At 48.0% G+C, this 23,513-nt stretch carries 24 protein-coding genes and 1 riboswitch; of the genes, 16 read left to right on the plus strand and 8 right to left on the minus strand.

What is annotated here, in order from left to right:
• Positions 1-204: 204 nt before the first annotated feature.
• Entirely contained in the window at positions 205-1,632 is a 1,428-nt protein-coding gene (locus tag ACT89M_RS02285; protein WP_308722997.1) for a hypothetical protein, read from the minus strand.
• Positions 1,633-1,908: 276 nt separating this feature from the next.
• Between ACT89M_RS02285 and ACT89M_RS02290 the strand changes: the two genes are divergently transcribed.
• From ACT89M_RS02290 to nfsA, 14 genes are all read left to right on the plus strand, one after another.
• Positions 1,909-2,940: a BMP family lipoprotein gene (locus tag ACT89M_RS02290; protein WP_090918818.1), complete on the plus strand. Its 1,032-nt coding sequence runs from the start codon at positions 1,909-1,911 to the stop codon at positions 2,938-2,940.
• A gap of 393 nt (positions 2,941-3,333) precedes the next feature.
• A complete protein-coding gene (locus tag ACT89M_RS02295) occupies positions 3,334-4,833 on the plus strand; it encodes an ABC transporter ATP-binding protein (protein ID WP_308722996.1) in 1,500 nt (499 codons plus the stop codon).
• Positions 4,830-5,897 carry an ABC transporter permease gene (locus ACT89M_RS02300; protein WP_090918814.1) on the plus strand — a complete coding sequence of 356 codons (1,068 nt, stop codon included), beginning with the start codon at positions 4,830-4,832 and terminating at the stop codon, positions 5,895-5,897. The genes ACT89M_RS02295 and ACT89M_RS02300 overlap by 4 nt, the downstream gene beginning before the upstream one ends.
• The gene (locus tag ACT89M_RS02305) at positions 5,881-6,804 is read left to right on the plus strand and encodes an ABC transporter permease (RefSeq protein ID WP_154891447.1); all 924 of its coding nucleotides are present in this window, start codon (positions 5,881-5,883) and stop codon (positions 6,802-6,804) included. The genes ACT89M_RS02300 and ACT89M_RS02305 overlap by 17 nt, the downstream gene beginning before the upstream one ends.
• A gap of 25 nt (positions 6,805-6,829) precedes the next feature.
• Entirely contained in the window at positions 6,830-7,501 is a 672-nt protein-coding gene (locus tag ACT89M_RS02310) for a sulfite oxidase-like oxidoreductase (protein ID WP_154891446.1), read from the plus strand.
• Between the two features lies 1 nt (position 7,502).
• Positions 7,503-8,318, plus strand: a complete 816-nt coding sequence (locus ACT89M_RS02315) for a nucleoside phosphorylase (RefSeq protein ID WP_154891445.1) — start codon at positions 7,503-7,505, stop codon at positions 8,316-8,318.
• A gap of 235 nt (positions 8,319-8,553) precedes the next feature.
• On the plus strand, positions 8,554-8,742 hold the full coding sequence (locus ACT89M_RS02320; protein ID WP_090918807.1) for a hypothetical protein: 189 nt from the start codon (positions 8,554-8,556) through the stop codon (positions 8,740-8,742).
• 94 nt (positions 8,743-8,836) lie between these two features.
• A complete protein-coding gene (locus ACT89M_RS02325; protein WP_154891444.1) occupies positions 8,837-9,322 on the plus strand; it encodes a GNAT family N-acetyltransferase in 486 nt (161 codons plus the stop codon).
• A 139-nt stretch (positions 9,323-9,461) separates the two neighbouring features.
• The gene (locus ACT89M_RS02330; RefSeq protein ID WP_154891479.1) at positions 9,462-9,848 is read left to right on the plus strand and encodes a metal-sensitive transcriptional regulator; all 387 of its coding nucleotides are present in this window, start codon (positions 9,462-9,464) and stop codon (positions 9,846-9,848) included.
• 125 nt (positions 9,849-9,973) lie between these two features.
• Positions 9,974-10,174, plus strand: a complete 201-nt coding sequence (locus ACT89M_RS02335) for a copper ion binding protein (protein WP_090918799.1) — start codon at positions 9,974-9,976, stop codon at positions 10,172-10,174.
• A gap of 158 nt (positions 10,175-10,332) precedes the next feature.
• Positions 10,333-12,891 (plus strand): heavy metal translocating P-type ATPase, encoded by a 2,559-nt coding sequence (locus tag ACT89M_RS02340; RefSeq protein WP_373323272.1) that lies wholly within the window; start codon positions 10,333-10,335, stop codon positions 12,889-12,891.
• A gap of 305 nt (positions 12,892-13,196) precedes the next feature.
• Positions 13,197-14,357, plus strand: a complete 1,161-nt coding sequence (locus tag ACT89M_RS02345; protein ID WP_154891443.1) for an ABC transporter permease — start codon at positions 13,197-13,199, stop codon at positions 14,355-14,357.
• A 158-nt stretch (positions 14,358-14,515) separates the two neighbouring features.
• Complete coding sequence (locus tag ACT89M_RS02350; protein WP_145334097.1) at positions 14,516-15,112, plus strand: TetR family transcriptional regulator; 597 nt, start codon at positions 14,516-14,518, stop codon at positions 15,110-15,112.
• Positions 15,105-15,848: an oxygen-insensitive NADPH nitroreductase gene (nfsA, locus tag ACT89M_RS02355; protein ID WP_090918793.1), complete on the plus strand. Its 744-nt coding sequence runs from the start codon at positions 15,105-15,107 to the stop codon at positions 15,846-15,848. Before ACT89M_RS02350 ends, nfsA begins: the two co-directional genes overlap by 8 nt.
• A 185-nt stretch (positions 15,849-16,033) precedes the next feature.
• Here nfsA and ACT89M_RS02360 read toward each other — a convergent pair whose 3' ends face one another.
• The 5 genes from ACT89M_RS02360 to ACT89M_RS02380 all read right to left on the minus strand — a co-directional run bounded on the left by ACT89M_RS02360 (position 16,034) and on the right by ACT89M_RS02380 (position 20,284).
• Positions 16,034-16,843 carry a TatD family hydrolase gene (locus tag ACT89M_RS02360; RefSeq protein WP_253498300.1) on the minus strand — a complete coding sequence of 270 codons (810 nt, stop codon included), beginning with the start codon at positions 16,841-16,843 and terminating at the stop codon, positions 16,034-16,036.
• A gap of 101 nt (positions 16,844-16,944) precedes the next feature.
• Entirely contained in the window at positions 16,945-17,796 is an 852-nt protein-coding gene (locus tag ACT89M_RS02365) for an ABC transporter ATP-binding protein (RefSeq protein ID WP_308722993.1), read from the minus strand.
• A 49-nt stretch (positions 17,797-17,845) separates the two neighbouring features.
• Positions 17,846-18,604 carry an ABC transporter permease gene (locus tag ACT89M_RS02370; RefSeq protein WP_154960014.1) on the minus strand — a complete coding sequence of 253 codons (759 nt, stop codon included), beginning with the start codon at positions 18,602-18,604 and terminating at the stop codon, positions 17,846-17,848.
• Positions 18,604-18,894 carry an MTH1187 family thiamine-binding protein gene (locus tag ACT89M_RS02375; protein WP_090918785.1) on the minus strand — a complete coding sequence of 97 codons (291 nt, stop codon included), beginning with the start codon at positions 18,892-18,894 and terminating at the stop codon, positions 18,604-18,606. The genes ACT89M_RS02370 and ACT89M_RS02375 overlap by 1 nt, the downstream gene beginning before the upstream one ends.
• Positions 18,895-19,243: 349 nt before the next feature.
• Positions 19,244-20,284: an ABC transporter substrate-binding protein gene (locus ACT89M_RS02380; protein ID WP_154891477.1), complete on the minus strand. Its 1,041-nt coding sequence runs from the start codon at positions 20,282-20,284 to the stop codon at positions 19,244-19,246.
• A 216-nt stretch (positions 20,285-20,500) separates the two neighbouring features.
• Positions 20,501-20,613, minus strand: a riboswitch (TPP riboswitch).
• 141 nt (positions 20,614-20,754) lie between these two features.
• Here ACT89M_RS02380 and ACT89M_RS02385 point away from each other — a divergent pair.
• Positions 20,755-21,249: a DUF2798 domain-containing protein gene (locus ACT89M_RS02385; protein ID WP_308722992.1), complete on the plus strand. Its 495-nt coding sequence runs from the start codon at positions 20,755-20,757 to the stop codon at positions 21,247-21,249.
• 54 nt (positions 21,250-21,303) lie between these two features.
• On the opposite strand, the gene ACT89M_RS02390 is transcribed toward ACT89M_RS02385, so the two are convergent.
• The gene (locus tag ACT89M_RS02390; protein WP_090918782.1) at positions 21,304-21,483 is read right to left on the minus strand and encodes a hypothetical protein; all 180 of its coding nucleotides are present in this window, start codon (positions 21,481-21,483) and stop codon (positions 21,304-21,306) included.
• Positions 21,484-21,840: 357 nt separating this feature from the next.
• Between ACT89M_RS02390 and serS the strand changes: the two genes are divergently transcribed.
• Positions 21,841-23,139, plus strand: coding sequence for a serine--tRNA ligase (gene serS, locus ACT89M_RS02395; RefSeq protein WP_154891438.1), 1,299 nt, complete (start codon positions 21,841-21,843; stop codon positions 23,137-23,139).
• A 155-nt stretch (positions 23,140-23,294) separates the two neighbouring features.
• Here the strand turns inward: serS and ACT89M_RS02400 are convergent, their stop codons facing one another.
• On the minus strand, positions 23,295-23,444 hold the full coding sequence (locus ACT89M_RS02400; RefSeq protein WP_186809804.1) for a hypothetical protein: 150 nt from the start codon (positions 23,442-23,444) through the stop codon (positions 23,295-23,297).
• Positions 23,445-23,513: the final 69 nt, after the last annotated feature.

Raw genomic sequence — 23,513 nt, forward strand, 5'->3', positions numbered from 1 at the left:
GTGTTTGTGTACATAAGAAATTCGACCTGATATTGGCAATTCCTGCATGGTCAAAATGATTTTTAAGAAGAATTTTGTAAATGCATATATAAAAGCCGTCTTCCCGAAAAATAGAGGTCGAAACCTGAACCCGAATCGGTGAAGACGGCTTTATATTTTGCTAAAAAATGATCATTTCAGTCAAGTGTTTATCTAGGGCGATATTTACTCGGAACCACCATTCAAATAATTAAAGAAAGGCTGATCCACCCAGAAGTTGTATGAGGTGATGTCTGTTTCAGGAGCCAGCTTGCGGAATCCTTCCTGAATAGCCTTGGCATTTTCTTTAAGTGAGAAAGATTGGGCATAATAATGACCAAGCGTAATTTTGTTGTTTGTAATCACTGGGAAATTAGCCAGTGCGGTTGGTGAGTAATACAGCGGCTGCCACCAGGAGTTGATGATCAGTGGAGATTGGCTGTTGCTGTTCTTTTTAGCAAATTTCAGAACGATGTCGTTGAAACGGACTTTGTCCGCCGTGTTGTTAAATTCAAACTGAATGTCATATTCCTTCGCATAAGCGATGTAATTGCCATTCTCAATCTGCGTAACTTTGTAATCTGGTGTTTCTTTCGGCTCGCCCCACTCTTTCAAATAGATAAAAGCAGATGTCTTCGGCTGGAATTGTACATCGGCATCGATGCCTTCGCTACGAAGCAGGCCAATCAGCTGTACTGCATGATTGATGCTATCATGACCATAAGTTAACGTCAGTTCATCGATAAAGTTGGAGTCAAATCGGCTGTCTTTCAGGTTGTAACCTGTAACGAGATCCTCACGTAGCGCCTGATCTACAATCTTTCTCAGTTCCGGAGCTTCAATCAGATCTGCCGTGCGATATGCAGCATAGAGCTTGGAGTAGATATCTGCATCATTGGAGCGTCCGATTTCATTTTTATATTTACCTTGGCTGATCAACACACGTCCAAGCAAAATGTTCGCTGCATCCTTGCTTGCTGCGCCGCCCTTAACCAGAGCGGGATACAGACTCTCCGGAACAAGTCCTGTATCAATGGCCGCGGCCAGTTCTTGTCCAGCTTGTCCTTGCAAGCGATTCGGCTTGATGCCTGCTTTGGTAAGGGCCTTCGCTGTTTTGTCCGCAGGATAGGTGTAAGCGAGTTCTTTGAAACCAGCTGCCTTGACGGCGAGGAATACCGCTGTGTAAATGCTCAGTTGATCTTTCGCACGTACCTCCGTTGTTGATAACACACCGTTGTTGAACAGCGCAACAGCTGCCTCGTAGGCGTCGTCACCCGATTTCAGATCGCTGAAGGCAGGTGCCTTTGTGGCATCCGTACTTGTAGTGGAGGCGGAACTTGCTTCCGTAATGGCTGCTATGGCTTTGATAAAATCACCCTTGGATGATTGCTGTGGCAATTGGACACCGTACTTGGCTTGCAGGAATTGAGCGAAATCTGCTGCACTCTCTGTGTAGCCAGCTGGTGCTGTTGCTGCAGGGGTGTTCACTTGTAGCGTTTTAGGTGCAACTGGCGTTGCCGATGCTGCAGAAGCAGAAGCGGGCAGACTGAGACTGCCGAGGGTTACCGGAGCGGCGAGCAGGGCTGCCAGCGTAATCTGGGTGATCTTTTTCAAATGAAAAGCCTCCTTAAAATAGGTTGGAAATGATAGGTGAATGAAATATAATCCTGACAAATCCTATCAGAATATAATAATTGGATTGACTTTAGCACGGAGTCGCGCCAAATGTCAACGGAAAAAAGCCAGTTATAATGCGGTTTCCAGAGTATGGAAACCAGTGTTGTTACGATGATCTTCCATATGAGTGTATACGCTGAAAGTTTTATTGACAAGGATCGACATTATCCGCTAGGATAATAAAAAAGATTATTGAAAAGGGGAATTTTCAAAATGAAAAGAGGTTTATCGTTCGTCTTATCAATTGTTATGTTGTCTATTTTGCTGGCCGCTTGTGGGAAATCAGCTACTAAAGACGAACAATCCGCTCAAGGCGGCGATTCTGAAAAATCCCTGCGAATGGCACTGGTACTTCCTGAAAAAATAGGGGTCAACCCTTTCTTTGTACAAATGGATGAAGGCTTCAAAAAAGCAGGTAAAGAGTTCAAGGTGGATACCAAAACGATTGAATCAACAGACCCTGCAGCATTCGAGCAAAACCTGCGTGCAGCTGTTGCTGAGAATTATGATCTGATTATTACAGCAACGTTCCAGGCAGAAGATGCACTCAAAAAGGTTGCTGCCGAGAATCCAAACAAGTCGTTTGCGATTGTAGATACAGCGATTGATCTGCCTAACGTTCGTAGCGTTGGTTTCCGTGAATATGAAGGAGCGTACCTGCTGGGTGCTGCTGCTGGACTTTCCACGAAAACGGATAAAGTGGGTATGGTCGCTGCAATGGACATTCCTTTGATTAAGAAATATACAGAAGGTTTCAAAGCAGGTCTGGAGTCGGTTAATCCAAAAGCAGAATTCCTGGTGAACTATGTTGGTGGTTTCAATGACCCGGCTAAAGCGAAAGAATTGGCACTGGTGCAATTCGGCAAAGGTGCTGACTTCATCGCAGGTGCATCTGCTGTAGGTGATCTTGGGGTGTTCGAAGCGGCAAAAGAAAAAGGCTTCTACACTTCTGGACAAGATACAGACCGTACAGTAGAAGATCCGGAGCATATCGTACTGTCCCAGTTGAAATCTACGGATACTGTTGCTTATGAGACCGTGAAAGATTTTGCAGAAGGTACATTCAAAGCAGGCGCAGTGAACTACGGCTTGAAAGAAGACGGTGTAGGCCTGACATACGTTACGCGTGACAGTGAGTCTCCATTGAATGCATTTGTTGGTCAAGAGGTTATCGACAAAGTTAAAGCGATCAAGGATGACATCGTATCCGGTAAAATTGTAGTTAAAGATCCATTGCAACAATAGTAAGGATATAAATCACTTCTTATATATGATCTGAAATATTTCATATGAAGAATGAGCAATGAATTGACGGATGTGTAATCCATCTAGTTAGCCGGCTGCCCAACCAGGCAGCCGGTTTTGCTACTGTTACAGTGACCATATATGTTGAACTTAACGTTTACACCATAACGGAGAGGACAGAAGAAACCTGGAGAAGCGAAGTGGTTGCCTAAAAGCTTTCTGCAAGAAAGCTACATCGTAAGCATAAGCTTATCCCCGGATTTTCTCCTTTATAAAAGGGAGTTCAAAAAAATCCGGGGATAACAGCGATCGAAAGGTTGTTCTGTCATCGGAGTGCCCAGTGTAACCATTTCACGTTGAACTTACATCAATCGAGAGGAGCGAACGCAAGATATGCTGTTGGAGATGGAGCAAATTACGAAGAAATACGGTAGCTTCACGGCGAACAAGGATATCCATTTTAATCTTCGCGAGGGGGAGATTCATGCTCTCGTCGGGGAGAATGGAGCAGGGAAAACGACGCTAATGCGTATGCTGTACGGGATGGAGCAACCGACAACAGGCACGATTAAAGTCCGTGGGCGCGAGGTAAGCTTTGCAACACCATCTCAGGCTATGGCGAGCGGGATTGGCATGGTGCACCAGCATTTCATGCTGTTTCCATCCTTTACGGTAGCGGAGAATATTGTCATTGGACGTGAACCTGCGGCGGCAGGGGTATTTGATCGAAAAAAAGCGGCAGCTCAGGTCGATGAATTGGGCAGACAATACGGCATGCCGGTCGACCCGTGGAAAAGAGTTGGAGAATGTCCCCTGGGTATGCAACAACGTGTAGAAATTCTTAAAGTGCTGCATCAGGGAGCAGACATCATTATATTGGATGAACCTTCCGCGGTGCTTACTCCGCTTGAAGTGAAAGAACTGCTGGCGAATATGAAATCGCTCGCGAAGCTGGGCAAAACCTTCGTCATTATCACACACAAGCTGCAAGAGGTTATGGATGTTGCGGATCGAATCACCGTACTTCGAGATGGACAAGTCACAGGTACATTAGAAGCGAAGGATACCGATGTAGAGGAGTTGTCACGTCTGATGGTCGGGCGTGAACTGGTGCGAATGGACAAACCCGCATCTGTTCCGGGTGAAGCTGTGCTTCAGGTGGAAGCCGTTCAACTCTCGGGAGCCAAAGACCGCTCTGCACTTAATAATATTCATATGAAGGTTCGCAAAGGTGAAGTGGTCGGGATTGCGGGCATCTCCGGTAACGGTCAATCCGAATTGATTCAGGTGATTGCCGGGTTGCGGAAGCCCGATGGAGGCCGAGTGCTTCTATCCGGACAGGACACGACCAATTGGCCGGTACGCCGGATTCGTGAGCATGGTCTCGCCCATATTCCGGAAGACCGCTATATGTGGGGGGCAGCGAAGGACGCCAGCGTGAAGGAGAACGGACTGATGGGACACCATCACCGTCTGCAAAAGCGGGGCATGGTCAAGGCCAGAGCAGCCAAAGCAATGGTGGAAAGCTGGATCAAACAGTTTAGCATCAAGACAGGCTCGGCGGAAACAAAAGCCCAATTTCTATCGGGCGGTAACTTGCAGAAGCTGATTGCTGCACGTGAATTTGCGCAGGATACACCGTTTCTGATTGCAGCAGAGCCTACACGTGGGGTAGATATCGGTGCAATGGAGACTATTCACGCGGAATTGTTGCGCAAGCGGAATGAGGGAGCAGGTATCCTGTTGATCTCATCCGAGTTGTCAGAGATTTTGCAATTATCGGATCGCATTATCGTGATGTATGAAGGCGAGATTGCCGGAGAACTTCCGGCAGCGGAAGCGACAGAAGAACAGATCAGCTTGCTGATGGCAGGAGGGAAAGAGCGGGTATGAATCGGGTAAAAGAAACACTTCGCGGACTTGTGCAGCCGCTACTTGCCGTATTGATTGGCTTGCTCGCCGGTGCGATTGCCATTCTGGTCGTTGGCGGCAATGTCATAGATACGTATGCCGAGATGTGGAAGGGTGCCTTCGGTAACTTCTACTTCTTCACCAATACATTGGCACGTGCCACGCCGATTATTTTGGCGGGTCTGGGTGTTGCACTGGCATTCCGCGCCGGATTTTTCAATATGGGTGCGGAAGGCCAGATGATTCTGGGCGGACTCAGTGCGGCGCTCACGGCGCTTTATCTGCCAGGGCCGGGCTGGTTCGTATGTATTGCTGCCATCTTGGCGGGAATTATCGCCGGCGGTGTGTGGTCCCTTTTTGCAGGGTGGCTGGATGCACGCTTTGGCATGAACCTTTTGATTACCACACTACTGCTTAACTATATTGCGACGTATTTTGGTGGATATATGGTTTCGTATCCATTCAAAGATAAGACAGGATCAGCAGCGATGGCGCAGACACCAATGATTGATCAGAGTGTCTGGCTGCCGAAGCTATTTCAGGGTATGGGACTGCACGCGGGTTTCATTATAGCGATTATAGCGGCGATGGTGATCTACTGGTTTACGCATAAAACGGTGACGGGTTATGAAATTCGTATGCTGGGTAGCAATCCGTCTTTTGCGGCTTATGGCGGTGTTCGCCGGATTCGTATGATGATGCTGTCCATGGTCATTAGTGGTGGACTTGCAGGTCTTGCGGGTGCAGGCGAAGTGCTAGGTACGCAGTATCGTTTCCTGGATGGCTCGTTATCCTCGGCAAGTTATGCGTGGAGCGGCATCATGGCTACATTGCTGGCGCGCTCGCACCCACTGGGTACAGCTGTAGCGGCTATTCTGCTCGCGGCATTACAGACAGGGGCGATGGGCATGGAGCGGAATACGGATGTCCCTCTGGAAGTTGGTAGCGTAATTCAGGCTGTCTTGACACTGTTTGTCTCGGCACAGATCGGTTATTCCTTCCTGAAGCGGAGAAAGGAGAAAAAGTCCAATGCAACAACTGTTTGATGCAGCCATGTTTGGCTCAACCTTGCGGATTATGACGCCGATTCTGCTCGCAGCACTTGGCGGGGCTTTATGTTCGCGCGTCGGTCTGTTTAACGTGGGTTTGGAAGGACTGGTGCTGATCGGGGCATTCTCCGCGATTGTGGGCAATTACTTGTTCGGCAATGTACTCTTGGCAGTACTGTTTTCGATTATTATCGTGATGCTGTTCTCGGCGCTTTTTGCATTTATAAGTATTAATCTCAAGGCTAACGCCATCGTCGTCGGTATATCGTTGAACTTTCTGGCGGCGGGACTCACGACCTTTGCCCTGCGGGCAATCTTCGACGTAAAAGGTGCATACTATGATAAAAATATGGTGGGCCTCCCGAAATTGGACATTCCGCTGATTAAGGATATTCCTTGGGTGGGCACGGTGTTATCTGGTCATAGCCCACTCGTATATCTAGGCATTATGATTGTTATTGCTTTACAGTTCTATCTATTTAAAAGTGTATCCGGCTTCCGTCTGCGTTCCGTGGGCGAGAATCCGATTGCAGCACAGAGCATTGGCATCAAGGTACGCGGCATTCAGTATGGTGCTGTACTGATGTGTGGTGTATTGTGTGCACTGGCTGGAGCGCAGCTGTCCCTTGGTCAGGTGACGATGTTCACCGAAGGCATGACCGCAGGTCGCGGCTTCATCGCTTTGGTTGCTACGATGCTGGGACAAGCCAACCCGCTTGGGGTGATGGGGTCTAGTGTACTCTTTGGATTCATGGAAGCACTCAGTATTCGTCTGCAAGGCTTCTCTCTGCCGACCCATTTCACCATGATGTTGCCGTATATTGTAACACTGGTGGCGATGTTCTTTTTCAAAGACCGGACGTATGCGCAGGATGCATTGAAAGCAGGCGGAAGCTCACGTTAATTGTAGCAAAGGAGGAATCAGGGACGTGCATAACAAAGCTGAGCGTTTGAAAAAAACCAAAACACCGTCACCGAAAGCTGGCGCCGATTACGGAGATCGGTTGCCGCCAGGTCAGGTGCTGACGGAGAAATTCCCGATTTTGCATGAAGGGGAAGTGCCGGAGTATGACCTTTCCACTTGGGATTTGAAGGTTTTTGGTGAAGTCGAAGAAGAGAAGGTGTTCTCTCTGGCTGAGCTTCAAGCGATGCCGCAGGTGAACATGGTAAGTGATATTCACTGCGTTACCCGCTGGTCAAAATTTGATACACCGTGGGAGGGTATCCGCTTCTCGGAATTCATGAAGCTGCTGGGGGTTAAACCAGAAGCGAAGTACGTCATGATTCATGCGGACCATGATTATGAGACCAATGTGCCACTCGAAGAACTGATGCATGATGATGTATTGCTTGCGTTCAAATATAACGGCGAGCCACTCACACCGAAGCATGGATTCCCACTGCGACTGGTTGTGCCACAGCTGTATTTCTGGAAAAGTGCAAAGTGGGTGCGTGGGCTGGAGTTTATGACAGAGGATCGCAACGGCTTCTGGGAAAGCAATGGTTTCCACCATTTTGCCGATCCGTTCAAGGAACAGCGTTTCTCGGGTGAGGATCTGCCGATTCCTGAGGATGAGTGGACGAAGAAGGAGTTTGATTAAGATGTTGATGCCGATTTTGCAGATTCATTCGGAAGATATGCCAGAGTATGCTATCGTGTGCGGTGATCCGGCTCGTGCGGAGAAAATTTCCCGAAAGTTGGAGAATGCCAGAGAGCTCGCGTTCAGCCGCGAATATCGCACATTTGTAGGTGAGTATGAAGGCATTCAGATGGCCGTGGTTAGTCATGGGGTAGGTTCACCGGGTGCAGCTGTGTGCTTCGAGGAATTGATTCGCGCAGGAGTGAAAACCCTGATTCGTGTAGGCACAGCAGGCTCATATACAGCCGATTATCCAGCAGGTAGCGTTATTGTGAGCACTGCAGCTGTACGCTCCGATGGGCTGACACGTCAGCTAGTACCAGATGGCTTCCCCGCGGTGGCGGATATTGATGTGACCAGCGCATTGGTTGCTGCTGCACGTGAGACAGGCAGTGGTAAAGGTGAGGCTGTGAGTGGTAAGGCAGGAACAGAAGCTGGAGCAGCATCATTTACAGGTGTGGGGGCTACCAAAGTTGGCGTGGGAATCACAGTAACACTGGATGCATTCTTTACAGGGGTAGAGGAGATTCCACACCGTAAATACAAGCAGGCTGGAGCACTTGCCGCCGAGATGGAGATCGCTGCACTCTATATCGTAAGCACCTTGCGTGGTGCACGGGCTGGAGCCATTGTAGCGATTGACGGCTTCGCAGACAGTGATCTTGCTGCCGAGTATGATCCGCATACCGATGCGGTCGCTAAGGCTGTGGAGCACGAGATCAATGCAGCGCTACGCGCACTTGCTACACTTGCTCGCCAAGATCAGGCGACAAGATAGCTTAAACATAATGTGAACGTCCACTGAGAGTGGACATTTTGTCAGACGTCCTTCTACGGTCATGAATATGGCCGGGGGGCGTCTTTTTTTACATCGAGGAAAGTTATTCTATCATCGGAGTGCAGTGTGTAAGAACTTTTGTTCAGCTGATGTAGTCAGAATGATTTTGAAATCATTGGGTAATTATATACAGGAACAGAATCCAACATGAGATTGCAAAAGGAGGATTTACACGATGACACAGAACAATCAACCTCAGGATGAAGCAAAACTTCGCAATAAACTGGATGAAGATGGCGACTCCTTGATGGAGAAAAAGAAGATCTTGAATGGCGTGGACATTGAGCCACAGGCGGATGATTGGGCAGCTAAACCATCACCGGTTGCTTATAACGAAGAAATCAATACAACCTCCAAAAAATAGTATTAATCGACAGAGCAGGTACCTTAGGGTATCTGCTTTTTCGTCCTAGTATAATATTATAAATACATAATAAGGAAAGGTGGAGGGAACAAATATGAAGAATACCATACAGATCCGAAATGCACAGCTTGCTGACTATCCTGGTGTATCTACGTTGTTGGATCAATTACACGAGTTACATGTACAGGCAAGACCGGACATTTACAAACCTTTGCACCCCAGGCTTGGGGAAAAGGAGTACACCGATTGGCTTGCGAAGGATGATCGTTACCTCTATGTAGCGGAACACGTAGAGGCTGGTAAAATTGTCGGCTTCAGTAGCGCACAGCTGAGCATCATTCAGGATCATTCGCTTTTTGCGGATCGCAGGATGTTATACCTCCACGAACTCGTGGTGGATTCAAGTCACCAAGGACATGGAACAGGCAAACGATTAATGCAGACCATGTTGGATCTGGGAAGAGAGCTTCAGGCGGACCACTTAGAATTAACGGTTTCTACATTCAACTCGCATGCACAGGCTTTTTATGAACAGATGGGGCTAAGGGTGCGTAGCAGCAGACTGGAGTTTTCATTGTAATTGTAAGTCGAGTAGTGGAATAAATCTGAGCATAAAAACTACATACACAAAATGTTCGATAATAAAATAAAATAAATCCTTGAATACCCCATGGGGGTATGTTAATCTGAATGAAGAACGAAAGAAAAGGGGTGTTATGATGGAACATCAAAGCCATCCCGAAGAGCCGGTATACACTGCGGAACATCAGTCCGAGCAACAAGCGGATTCATGCCACGCCGTGAACCTCGATAAAGACGGCAAGCCCATTCGTAAAAGCCACCATTCGCAGGAGATGAAGGGCAACCTGATCTCTCGTTTGAACCGGGTCGAGGGTCAGATTCGCGGCATCAAAGGGCTGATTGATAAGGACACATACTGTGATGATGTGTTAACCCAGATCGCTGCAGCACAGTCTGCGCTCAATTCGGTAGGCAAGCTTTTGCTGGAAGGGCATATGAAGAGCTGTATTGTGGAACGTATTCAGGCCGGCGAACACGAAGTCGTGGATGAATTACTGGTTACCGTTAGAAAACTGATGAAGTAATGTGCAGATGATAAACTATATATTTTGAACTAATCGTTTACACAGAAACGGAGTGCCCATGTAAATAATCTTTAGTTCAATTTATATAGTAAATACGAACATACTCAATCGAGGAGGAATGAAACATGTCTAATGTTACGTTGAATGTCAAAGGGATGTCTTGTAATCACTGTGTAAAGTCCGTTGAAGAAGCGGTGAAAAATGCGGGTGCAAATGGTCAGGTGGATCTGGCAGCCGGAACAGTAGCTGTAGAATATAATGAGCAGGCGGTTACAGTAGATCAGATCAAAGCCGCAATTGAAGATCAAGGATACGACGTTGTTTAATTGATTCGAGAGAAGTTCATTAACGAAAGATGGCAGTACAGGCTTAAACCTCTTGATTCTCAGTTGAACTTGATTATACAAGGGAGGGTTTAAGCCTGATTTTCCGTCCTGAATATACCCCTATAGGGTATATAAAACGTTCGAAAGGAGCTAACATGATGACAACGGGCGCATCTGAAAATATAGAACCTGTACCAACTCCTGTACCTGTGGAGAATTCAGGTCTCAAGACAACCTTGCACATTACGGGTATGACCTGTGCCGCATGTTCTACACGTGTGGAGAAGGGGTTGTCCCGCATGGAAGGCGTACATGAAGCTAATGTGAACCTTGCCATTGAACAGGCAACCATCTCGTATGATCCCAAAACGACCAGTGTGAACGCATTACGGGACAAAGTCGCGGCACTTGGCTATGGTACGGTGACAGAATCTGTTGATCTGGATATTACAGGAATGACCTGTGCGGCCTGCTCTGCACGTATTGAGAAAGGACTGTCACGACTACCGGGTGTTATTCAAGCTAACGTTAATCTGGCGCTAGAGACAGGGCATATTGAATATGCTGCCGGTACCCTCAAGCCATCTGATATTACAGCCAAAATCAAACAGCTGGGTTATGGCGCTGAAATGCAATTAACACAGGAGGAATCGACCTCTGTTCGGGAACGGGAGCTACAGCGTAAGAAATGGAAATGGATGATCTCCGCACTCTTGTCCATTCCGTTATTGTGGGCAATGGTTGCCCATTTCTCCTTTACATCGGGCATTTATGTACCTGAGCTGTTTTTGAACCCATGGTTCCAGCTGTTACTGGCGACACCCGTGCAATTTGTGATTGGATGGCAGTTCTATGTAGGTGCATATAAAGCACTTCGCAATGGTAGTGCTAACATGGACGTGCTTGTGGCACTCGGAACAAGCGCCGCCTTTTTTTATAGCCTGTATCTGACGCTCACGAGCGGGTACTTACCTGATGCCAGTGTGGGTCAGAGTATGGATCATGGTGCAATGGGAACGGGTATAGGAACTGCTGCAGGCGCTACCGCTATGCCGATGGTGGAGCTGTACTATGAGACAAGTGCGATTTTGATTACGTTGATTTTACTTGGAAAATGGTTCGAGGCTGTGGCGAAAGGGCGCTCTTCACAGGCGATTAAAAGCTTGATCGAACTCGCTCCTCGTGAAGCACGTGTTATCCGTGACGGACAGGAAGTTTTGATTCCGGCTTCCTATGTAGCCGTTGGTGATCTGGTTCTGGTAAAGCCTGGAGACAGCATTCCGGTGGACGGTATCGTAGAAGAGGGTCAATCCTCTGTCGATGAATCCATGCTGAGTGGAGAGAGTCTACCTGTCGATAAAAAGCCTGGCGATCCCGTCACGGGTGCAACGCTGAACAAAAACGGTGTTCTTCGTATTCAGGCGACCCGAGTTGGCTCAGATACGGCTCTATCTCAAATTATTAAAGTGGTCGAACAGGCACAGGGATCAAAAGCACCTATTCAGCGGATTGCCGATGTGATCTCAGGAATATTTGTGCCTATTGTGGTGGGGATTGCCGTACTGACCTTTTTGATCTGGTATCTGTTTGCAAGTCCGGGGGACTTCGCCGGATCGTTGGAAAAAGCGATAGCTGTGCTCGTTATCGCCTGTCCATGTGCGCTCGGGCTGGCGACACCGACCTCTGTCATGGCTGGTTCAGGTCGTGCGGCGGAATATGGCATTCTGTTTAAAGGCGGTGAACATCTGGAGTCAGCCCAGCAGATTCAGACGGTTGTGCTCGACAAAACAGGAACCGTTACCCAAGGCAAGCCTGTATTAACTGATGTTATTGCTGCACCCGGCTGGACGGAATCAGAGTTGCTTAAACGTGTTGGAGCGGCAGAGCAAAGCTCGGAGCACCCGTTAGCCGAGGCGATTGTGAACGGTATTCGGGAGAAAGGTCTGCTTTTGGAATCGGCCGCATCGTTTGAGAACATCCCTGGTTATGGTGTCCGTGCAAAGGTATCTGCTGAAGAGATTCTCGTGGGAACACGCCGCTTGCTGGCAGATGCGAACGTAGAGGTACCGGAGGAAGGCATACAGCAGATGAGCGCTTTGGAGGAACAGGGCCGTACGGCTATGCTGGTTGCTTCTCAAGGCCAGTGGGCGGGCATCATTGCGGTGGCGGATACGATCAAGGATACTTCTCGGGAGGCCATTGGACGGCTTCAATCTATGGGAATCGATGTCATTATGATTACGGGAGACAATGAACGAACAGCTCGTGCGGTAGCAGAGCAAGCGGGCATCCAGAACGTTTTGGCAGAAGTTCTCCCGGAAGGCAAGGCGGCGGAAGTGAAAAAATTGCAAGAGAGTGGCCGAAAGGTTGCCATGGTTGGAGATGGCATCAACGATGCCCCCGCACTGGCTACAGCCGATATCGGAATGGCGATTGGAACCGGAACCGACGTAGCGATGGAAGCCGCAGATATTACGTTGATGCGTGGTGACTTAAACAGCATTGCAGATGCCATCGAGATGAGCCGCCGCACGATGGGCAATATCAAGCAGAATCTATTTTGGGCACTTGGCTACAATGTGATTGGCATACCGATCGCGGCCGCGGGATTTCTGGCTCCGTGGCTGGCAGGGGCTGCAATGGCATTCAGCTCGGTGTCGGTTGTGCTGAACGCCCTGCGGTTGCAGCGGATGAAGCTTGCTCGAACGAAGTCATAAGATAAGAGATTAACACTTGGGTAATAAGAGCTATGTAACAGATCAATGATGATCCTTTAAAATGCGCGGCTCGCTTTAAGGCGAACTGCGTATTTTTTTACGCAAAAGCGGTCATAAGCTAACCAAGATTAACACTCATGAAAATAAACCCAGCTTCATTCATGAAAATAAGGTCAACTTTTCTGAATATTACGAAAGATTATTGACAATATAGACATATACCTTTAAAATTTAAACGATCGTTTGATTCAAACGGATGTTTAAATCAAATTTGAACTATTTTGAAGATGGAGGAACCTAATTATATGTTGCAAGCTCTACGTACATTGTTTAAAAAACCACCAGTGATCATAGGCATTGTTACTGCACTGATGTTTCAGGTTATTTTTAGTGTGATCTGGATGACCGCATATTCCGGTGTGAACGATCGGACGAAAGAATTAACGGTAGCTATTGTGAATGAGGATGGTGAACTGTCCAAAGGGATTGCGGATCGATTGGCAGAAACATTGCCTTTCCATACCGTGGCTAACCTGAGTGCCTCTGAAGCACTGGATCAATTGAACCATCATCAAGTGCACATGGTGCTGGACATTCCGGCAGGATTTAATGAATCCCTTCAAACAGCTGGCGCCACTGCCGAGATCAAATATACGATCAATGAAGCCAATCCGGTAACGATTAAAAGTATGATGCAAGGTGTGTCACAGAGCGTGACCAACACCATTAACAAACAAGCTTCCGCACAAGGTGTGCAAACTGTACTTACCGCTTCGGGTGCTTCTGCCGATCAAGCTGCTCAGGCCGCTAAGAACCTGACCAACCGGGTGGAAGGCAAGACGACATCGATTAATCCGGTGAACGGCATGAACAATCAGATGGTACCGATGATGATGGTGCTTGCCTCTTATGTAGGCGCCATGATTATGGGCATGAATCTTCAAGTAGCTATGGGTATGTTATCTTCAATGTATTCCCGCATGACATTGTTCGGTGCCCGAGTTGTCATTAATGTAGGTTCCGCATTGGTTGTTTCTTTGCTTGGTTCCTCTCTGATCGTGGCATTGGGAGGACAGATTGCACAAGGGTTTGTAGCCTTCTGGTTGTTCCAGGCGCTGTTCCTGTGTACGTTCATGTTTTTCTCCCAGTTCTTCCTGATTTGCTTTGGACCAGCAGGAAGTGTGTTTAACATCATCTCGCTATCCCTGCAACTGGTGTCATCCGGTGCGATGGTGCCGCGTGAATTGTTGAACAGCTTCTACAGCGGAATCGGTCACTACTTGCCTGCAACCTATGCGGTTCAGGGTATTCTAAGCGTGCAACTAGGTGGCCCGGGCGTGCAGTCTGCCGCAGGCTCCATCGTGGTTGTACTGCTGATTGCTGTTGCACTGTCCCTCGTTGTGACGCTGCTCAAAAAAGGGCGCAAACCGGCTGGCATGCCAAGCCCGGCTCCAGCAAACAGCTAATATACGTACGCATTATGAAGCTGCGTCGTTTGTACCAAGCACCCCGGTGATTTTCATCGGGGTGCTTGGTGTAATATAATAGATGGGATGAAGTGAGGGCTACAGTCTGCGTAAAATACTGTAGCAACTGACATGAACGGATAAGAGGAGAGAAACAAATGACGGAACCGGAATTGGATATCAAAACGAGGATATTGCTTGCAGCGAAGAAACTTTTTGCATTACAAGGGTATGACGGGACGAGTGTTCGTCAAATCTGTGATGAGGCGGGGGCAAATGTGTCGCTGGTGTCTTATCATTTTGGCGGTAAAGAGAAAGTGTTCGATGCACTATTTGAGCATTTTTTCCCCGAACATATTCTGAGTAAGTTAGCTGCAGAATCGATGTCCCCTGTAGAAGGTATCCGCCGAATTGTTGGTGAAGTCGTGAGGTTTACGATGACGGATCGCGAGATGAGTGACATTGTACAGTTGGAGATTACCCTGCGTACTCATCGGACTGCAACGGTGTTTCAATATCTGGATCCGGTCTGGAATAAAGTAAGAGAGTATCTACAGCAAGGTAAAGATGAGGGACTGTTCAAGATTGAATCTTCATCCTATGCCATGCTTCAGGTTATGGGCGTAGCACTTGCGCATAAGCGGGCCAAGCACTCGCGTTTTGGTTTTGATTATCAGGATATGAATACAGAGGAACTTGCCGAAGAGACGGTAGAGTTCGTACTTCGAGGATTAGGAGTGAACAGCCATGAATGAAACGATTGAACTGATGATGAGACATCGCTCTGTACGTAAATTCAAACCAGACCCGGTCAGTGAGGAGCAACTCGCAGCTATTGTTGCGGCGGGACAGATGGCATCCTCTTCAAGCAATGTACAGGCTTACTCGGTGATCGCTGTGACAGATCAAGAGCAGAAAGCCAAACTGGCTGAGCTTGCCGGGGGCCAGGCTTATGTCAATGAATGTCCGGTCTTTCTCGTATGGTGTGCTGACCTATATCGATTGAAGGATGCAGCGGCGCGTCATCTTCCGGAGAAGGAGTCTTATGCGGACTCCACCGAAAACTTTATGGTAGCTACGATTGATGCTGCCCTTGCTTCTCAGAATGCTGCTCTTGCAGCCGAATCGCTCGGTTTCGGCATTGTATATATCGGCGGAATCCGCACTCGTATTGAAGAAGTAGCTACATTGCTCCAATTACCGGATGGCGTTTATCCAGTATACGGGATGTGTATCGGGGTTGCGGATCAGGAAACCGGTATCCGGCCACGTCTTCCACTGAAGGCGGTATTACATCATAATCACTACCAGCCTGCTCAGACCCTGGAAGGTGTTCAGGAGTATGATGTGACCACGACGGAATACTTGAAAGAACGTACCCACGGTGAACGCGCAACCCCGTGGTCTGAACTCATGGCGAAGCGTCTTACCGAGCCTGCTCGTATGCAGGTGAGAGCATTCCTTGAACGCAGAGGGTTCTTGAAGCGGTAATGAAATAGATAGATTAATAGTAAATTCAAAATTAGTTTCAAAAGCCAGTAGGACAGAATTGAACAGCTACTCCAAGGTTAGTTGGATATGCCAACGTATGCTTAGTGGAGAGCTGCTCAACAAGAATCCGACTGGCTTTTTCGTGCTTATGCCCTCGTTCAGTGTTGCTTTATTGCTGCGTTCTCTTATTCTGGCAGGCGATAAAAACGCTTGGTGTTCCGGTAAAAAAGACGTGTGGCTCGCTCGATTCCCATACCTGTAATCTCACTCCAGGCCTGAATCACCTGACCTGTCATAGCCGGGTGTGTCATCTTATCTTGAAACGGCCCTTCAAAAGGCCAAGGCCCATCGGTCTCGGCCATCACTTGCTCTGCTGGATATTGCCTTGCGAGTTCGCGGATCTCCGTCTCGTATAGAATATCGGGTGTGAAGGAGATATAATACCCGTTGTTTGCCATACGCCGAATGGTCTGCTTGGATCCTTTGAACCAGTGGAAGTGGGCCCGTGTAAACTGATGTTTCTCCAGCAGTTCGCAGGCTATATCGGCATCCTCATACACGGCATGCAGGATGATGGGTTTATGGTGTTTTTTGGCGAGTATGATGAACTGCTCCAGCAGATCAATATATCCGTTTTGGTCAAAGCTAAGGCCTGCTCGCTGTGCTTCTTCACGGTTGTAATAGGGCAAGCCTACCTCACCGATGGCAATAGCATGTCCAATGTTTTCTTCAATCCAAAGAAAGAACTTTTCTTGCTCGTTGAGGGAGGGAAGTTGCTGTTCGGGATGATAGCCAAACGCCGGGTAGATGTAACGCGGATGCTGTTTAGCAAGTTCCAGATTGGCCTGAGCAGAAGCCAGATTCATGGAAACCGCAATGACGGCTTCGACCTGATGCGATGGTAAGCTTAGCAACATCTTCTCCTGTTCCTCATGTGTGTATTTATCAAAATGAATGTGGGCATCGATTAATGGTGCAAACGTTGGAGAATGCATGGGGGAGTGCCTCCTTATATCGTAGGTATGTATATATAACGCCGAGTTCATGGTGTTGGATCACCCATATTAGGAAAAATATAACTAAAAAACCCGCGCTATCAAGATAGGCGGGCTTTCTGCTGTTCTTCTTTCATCCACTGGGCAATCTGCCGTTTGCGTTCGAGAAAGGCAGGCTCTTCTGTTATTTCATCTCGTCTTGGACGGTCAAAAGGAACATGAACCTCGTGTAGCACAACCGCCGGTCGATTGGATAATACATAGACCCGATCCGCCAGTAACAGTGCTTCCTCGATATTATGGGTGATGAATAGCACCGAGCGACGATTCTGTTCCCAGATATCCAGCAACCAGCGTTGCATGTCGCTCCGCGTCAGAGCATCGAGCGCGCTAAATGGCTCATCAAGCAGCATCAGTTCCTGCGGGCTGAGCAGTGCACGAAGGAAAGCAACACGCTGTTGCATTCCGCCTGACAGTTGATGAGGATATGCCCGCTCGAAGCCTGCAAGGCCAACGCTGCCCAGCCACTGTCTTGCCTCTGCGAGCGCTTCGGCACGCGGAGCAATGGGGGCAGTGAACGCTGTAGCAGAAGCGATCTCGCCTGCCAGCAACACATTGTCTTCAATGGTTCGCCATGGGAAAAGGGCAGGTTGCTGCGGCATATAGCTGATATGTCCGCGTTGTCCCGTAACCTGCTTGCCATTCATGAGCACTTCGCCGTCCTGTGGCTTGAGCAGGCCGCCGATGATGTGGAACAGGGTACTTTTCCCGCATCCGGAAGGGCCGACGATGGCGACAAACTCCCCTTTTTGTACCGTAAGGGACAAGCCATTCAACACAGACAGTTTCCGCCGCCGTTCCTTGAAGGACACATGCAAGTTAACAATGTCTAGCGCGGGAGGAACCGAAATGGAACCCGGACCATTCGTTTTATCCTTCGGGTATCTTTTCATAGGGAATCACTTCCTAAGTACATAATACGTTAACCTCTGATATGCAAAACTAGCGCTTCTGTGGGCGCCAGCGAACGAGCAGCTTCTCTAACAGCGCAATGAGCAGGAAAAGAAGCAGGCTGAGTGCCACGATAATCATGATGGCAACAAAAAGGCGATCCGTGCGGTAAGCCGATTTCTGCAACATCATATAATAACCGATGCCTTTGTCGGCACCAATCCATTCCGCGATGATGGCACCCATGACACTGTATGTGGCGGCGATTTTGACACCGGAAAATATCGATGGAAGGGCATGCGGAAGCTCCAGTTTCCAAAAAATATGACGGCGATTCGCACCTGCCATGCGCATATAGTTCATCATCGCCGCATCCGTGCGTGTTAGACCGTCCATGGCAGCGACTGCTACCGGGAAGAAGCAGACCAGAATGATAGTAATCAATTTGGGTAGCAGGCCGAAGCCGAACCAGATCAGCAGGAGCGGTGCAAGTGCGATGGTCGGGATATTTTGACTAAGAATAAGTAGTGGATACAAAGCTGACTTCAGAAAAGGGATCAGATGCAGTACCATGGCAATGAACAGACCGACCGCTGTCCCGGCGACAAATCCGATAAGGGTTAGCTGAATCGTTGCAGAGGCGTGCATACCCAATCGGTCAGCCTGAGACGCCGCTTCGCGAGCGATATCGGACGGGGCGGGCAACATCCATTTCTCAATGTGGAATAGGGAGACGGCCCCTTGCCATATCGCAATAAAGAGAATAACCGCCACGAGGGGCGGCCATACACTTTTGAAATAGGTAGACATTAGCGATATTTCTCCGTCAGTGTATCCATGCTGAATCCGTCCGGGCTATGTGCGATTTTGATCTGGGAGATGATGCTTGGACTACCAGCTTCCACAAGTACCTCGTGCATTTTGCGAACAACCTCCAGCAGTTCATCCAGTTCGCCTTCCATGGTGGTATCTAGCGCATTGACCTGATATTTCAGGCCGGATTGCTGAATGACTTCAATGGCACGGTCTACGTATGGATATGAGTTCTCGCCGTTCGGTGTTTTGGGAATAACCTGAATACTGAGTAATGTACTTGCCATGAGAGATTAATGCTCCTTTCGGGTGTGGATGGATAAGTAGATATGGTCGTTGTACACTGTAACACTCCGATGACAGAATAACCTTCCAATCGCTGTTATCCCCAGATTTTTTGATTCCCTTTTCCAAAGGGGAAAATCCGCTTTTTCAGGTTTTTTCTGTACTCTCCGTTTCTTGTGTACAAAAAATTCAACTTATCCATTAAGCTGTGGAAAAAATTCAAGAGAAAGCGCGCTTATGAGGTGGTTTTCCTTAGAAAACCTTATAAGCGTTGACTTCTTCAATTTTTTTCTGCCCTCTTCGTTCAAAACGTGTAAATATCAAAGTTCATGGTTACAGTTAGATTTAATATTACTGTGGTAAAAATTCATTGGTGTATGCTTTCGTTACATCAATCTCTTTATCCAGCAGTTTCTTGCTGAACATCCAGTCGGTGTAGTTCTTCCATACGTCTTCCTTTTGTTCACCCCAGCGCGGGGCATCATCTTTGTATTTCGGGCTGAGCCACTTTTGGCTTGCGAGTACTAATTCTTTGTCCAGGTCGGGAACAGCTTTGATCAAAATGTTCGCTGCTTCTTCAGGGTGATCAATCGCATATTGATATCCTTCAGAAGTGGCCTTCAGGAAAGCCTTCACCAGTTCAGGGTCTTTCTGAATCGTCTGTTCATTGGTCACGAGTACAGGGGTGTAGTAATCCAGCGCTTTGGCATAATCCTTCACATATAACATGTCAATCGGTTCTCCGCGTAATTCAGCCTCAATTCCTGTCCAGGCATAGAAAATCCACGCAAAGTCGATGTCCCGTTTCACAGCTGTGAAGAAGTCGGCATCGCCCATGTTAATCTTTTTGACTTTGGATACGTCAGCACTTTCGCCCTCCATAATGGATTGCATCACCGCTTCTTCCACTGGGGAACCCCAGCCGCCGTAAGTTTTACCTTCAAAGTCTTTGGGTGATTTGATCTTACGATCCACTGGAGCGGCAAAACCGGATGTATTATGCTGAATAACTGCGGCAATCGACACAAGAGGAACGTCCTGCGTACGCGCCTGAGTTACACTTTCCTGATAACTGACGCCAAACGGTACCTCACCCGAGGCAACCATCGTATCCGCACCGCCGGCTCCTGGCTGTACAATCTCCACATTTAAACCTGCTGCTTTATAAAAACCTTGGTCCACCGCTGCATACAGACCGGTATGATTCGTATTTGGAGTCCAGTCGAGCACGACCTTTACATCTTTCAGTGCAGTACCGCTCCCCTGATTGGTTTGGTCCGAACCTGTCGCACCTTGCTGCTCTGTTGGAGCGGCTTCTTTGCCACCACATGCAGCTACGGTAACGAGTAGCACACACATGAGTAACATTCCCATCGTTTTACGCCATTTCATCGTGTTTCTCTCCTTCGGTATGTCCGGCCGGATGGCACGGGGGTACTCCTTGGCTTCATATCCAATCCCTTTGCATAAATCGACGAATTTATACTCGCGGGTTATCCGAATAACGTCATTTTTCTGTTTCTGCATGTCAAAAGAAAACAAAAAAAGCGCCCCGTAATCTGGGACGCGTGCAGGCGTGAGAGAGTGGCGTTCAGCTTATAGCTGTGCCGTTGCAATATACTCCGATTCCTACGCTGGCATGATCCAGATCAGGTCTAAGGGTTAGTATCTTGATGGGATACACTCTCAGCCGGCCAATTCCGACTCCCCTGGGAAACTATGAAGTTACGGGCATTACTAGGTGTAATTATAGGCCAGTGACAGGATTGTGTCTACATAAGTTGGACTAAAAATATTTTCACAGAATGTTCACTTATGTGAGGGTAGCCCGATTGTCTATAATGATCCAAGTTACAGAAAGGATGAGTGTATTGTCAGTACGCAAGAAACAACAAGTGATTTTTGGACTTATGATGTGTACAGGAATGGTCGTAGTGATGATGACCTTCAATCTATGGCATACGGGGATGTTAAGTCAGATGTCCGTGCTGCAGCTATTGCTCCAATTTGTGATCTGTTTTGCCATCGCCTTTTTGGTGGAGTCGTTCATCGTGGGACCGATAGCGAGAAAAATCACATTTTCCTTCTCATTTGCGAAGTCGAGTAAAATTAGAGGTGTAGTTACGATGTCCTTTTTCATGGTAATCGGCATGGTTTTGCTCATGTCTTTATATGGCATCATTACAGCCTATACTGCAGGTCAGCTAGAAGGAGATTCCGTAATCAATGCGTATCTTCATACGATTGTACGTAACTTCGGTCTGGCATTGCCTTATCAGTTGATTGTACTCGGGCCGCTAGTGCGTTATGTATTTGGCAAGTTGTTCAAGGGACCAGTAGCCGTTGTGTCGGTTTAAATCATCGTATCGTTATCCATCATAACAAAAGTATTTCCTGGGCAATCCTGTGGTTTAAGAAGTTCTAGCGTAAGCGATCCAAAACAAAATACCAATAACCACAGCGGCAATAATGATCGTAGTGAAAACTCCGCTCAACCATGAACCTCGCTGGGCTTGGCGGGCAAGTTCATCTGCTCTTTGTTTGGCGGCTTCGCCCTCGGATGAATTCAGATGGTTTGGGTCCATATTCATAAAGCAATCACCCCTTGGTGTTTTAGAAGTTATTTCAATTGTACTTGATCCAGCTTTGGAAAGATACGTAAACGGGCATATATGAGTTGCAATGTTGTTCTGTCTTCGTATATACTGAGAAACACAATTACAGATCGGATCATGCCGTTGAAGAGAATCCAACTCAGAGGCGTTTTCGCCAGGGAGCGAATTGAAACTATCCCAAGTTAACCGGAACCGCCCGTTATCGCGGACCAAGAGGCTGATCAGGAGATTTGAACTGATTTGGCAAGTTGGGTGGCACCGCGAGCAGAGCGCTCCTCGTCCCAAGGGATGAGGGCGCTCTTTGTATTTTTTTAGCCAAAGGAGACGGTGATCATGTTAGACATGAAGTGGGTTCGGGCACATGCAGAAGAGGTTCAGGCGGCGGCACACGGGAAAAAGATCAAGGTTGATATTGCTGTGTTACTACAGCGGGATGACGAGCGCAAGGCACTTTTGCAGCAAACGGAAGAAGCGCGTCGTCAGCGTAATACACTATCGGCTGAGATCGGGAAGCTTATGCAGTCGGGTGAGCGTGAGCAAGCGGAGAAGATGCGGGCACAGGTTAAACAATTGAATGAACAGCTGGAGCAAGAGGAAGCCAAGCTGGCGGTAATCCAGGAGGAAGTGACCAGACTGCAATGGCTGGTGCCTAATATCGTGTCGCCAGATACGCCTGTGGGCTTGTCGGATGAAGATAATGTAGAGCTACGGCGAGTGGGAGAGCTACCTGTGTTTGACTACGAGGCCAGAGATCATGTCGAGCTGGGAGAGATGCACGAACTGATCGACATTCCGCGCGGCGTGAAGATCGGTGGAACGCGAAGCTATGTATTGAAGGGGGCAGGTCTGTTGTTACACCGGGCGGTACAGCAACTTGCACTGGACCTGTTGCTGAAGCAGGGATTCACCCCGCTGGAGGTTCCACTCATGGTCAGGGAGGATACACTGGTAAACACCGGATTTTTCCCGACAGGCCGGGATCAGGTATATGAATTGCAAGGAGAGAACAAATGGCTGGTCGGCACATCGGAAGTACCGCTGGTTTCTTATTATGCGGATGAAGTGATTGATGTGAAAGAGCCCGTAAAGCTGGCCGCAATATCGACATGTTTCCGTAGTGAAGTAGGCTCGGGAGGACGGGATGTACGGGGCTTGTACCGTGTACACCAATTTGCCAAAGTAGAACAGGTCATCCTGTGTGCGCCGGATGCGGCGGAATCGGAACGGATGTTACAGGAGATTACGGGACATGCAGAGGAATTGCTGCAACGGCTTGAATTGCCCTATCGTGTAGTGGCGGTATGTACGGGAGATATGTCTCAGAAAACGTACAAACAGTATGACATCGAAACATGGATGCCAAGCCGCGAAGCATATGGGGAAACTCATTCGTCGTCGAATTTGCATGATTTTCAGGCTCGGCGTTCGAACATTCGCTGCCGTGATGAGGAGGGCAAGTTGGTCTACTGCCATACGCTCAACAATACAGCCGTAGCTTCACCGCGCATTTTGATCCCACTGCTGGAAAACCATCAGCAGGCAGATGGTAGCATTTATATTCCGGAAGCTTTGCGTCCATATATGGGCGGGGCCGAACGCTTGAATTTGCCAGAGCATGAGCAGGGTGAATAGAAGAAATACAGTGGTTTCAACTTAATGAAATGAAAGAGGCAAATAAAGAGGAGCCCGCATCGGGTTCCTCTTTATTCAAACATATGATCAACAACCCATTGAATTTTTTTCTGTATTTCTGGTGTTTGTATACGCTCCATGATTCACCTGTATTCTTAATGTAGCTTCCATTCAAACTCGTTAATAATTTCGATTTCTCCGGATTGCAACACCTTTTCAAAACGATTGCGGGCCATTCTCATCAGTAAGACCATCTCATCTTCTGAGCGTACCTTCGTGGATGGTGAAGTGGAAATGGCTCTCATTGCACTTTGTCATTTAACTTTAACCATCCAATGTCCGATATAAAGTATAGTAGATAGTAAAATATTAGG

It is taken from the genome of Paenibacillus sp. NN59 (genome assembly GCF_057597225.1).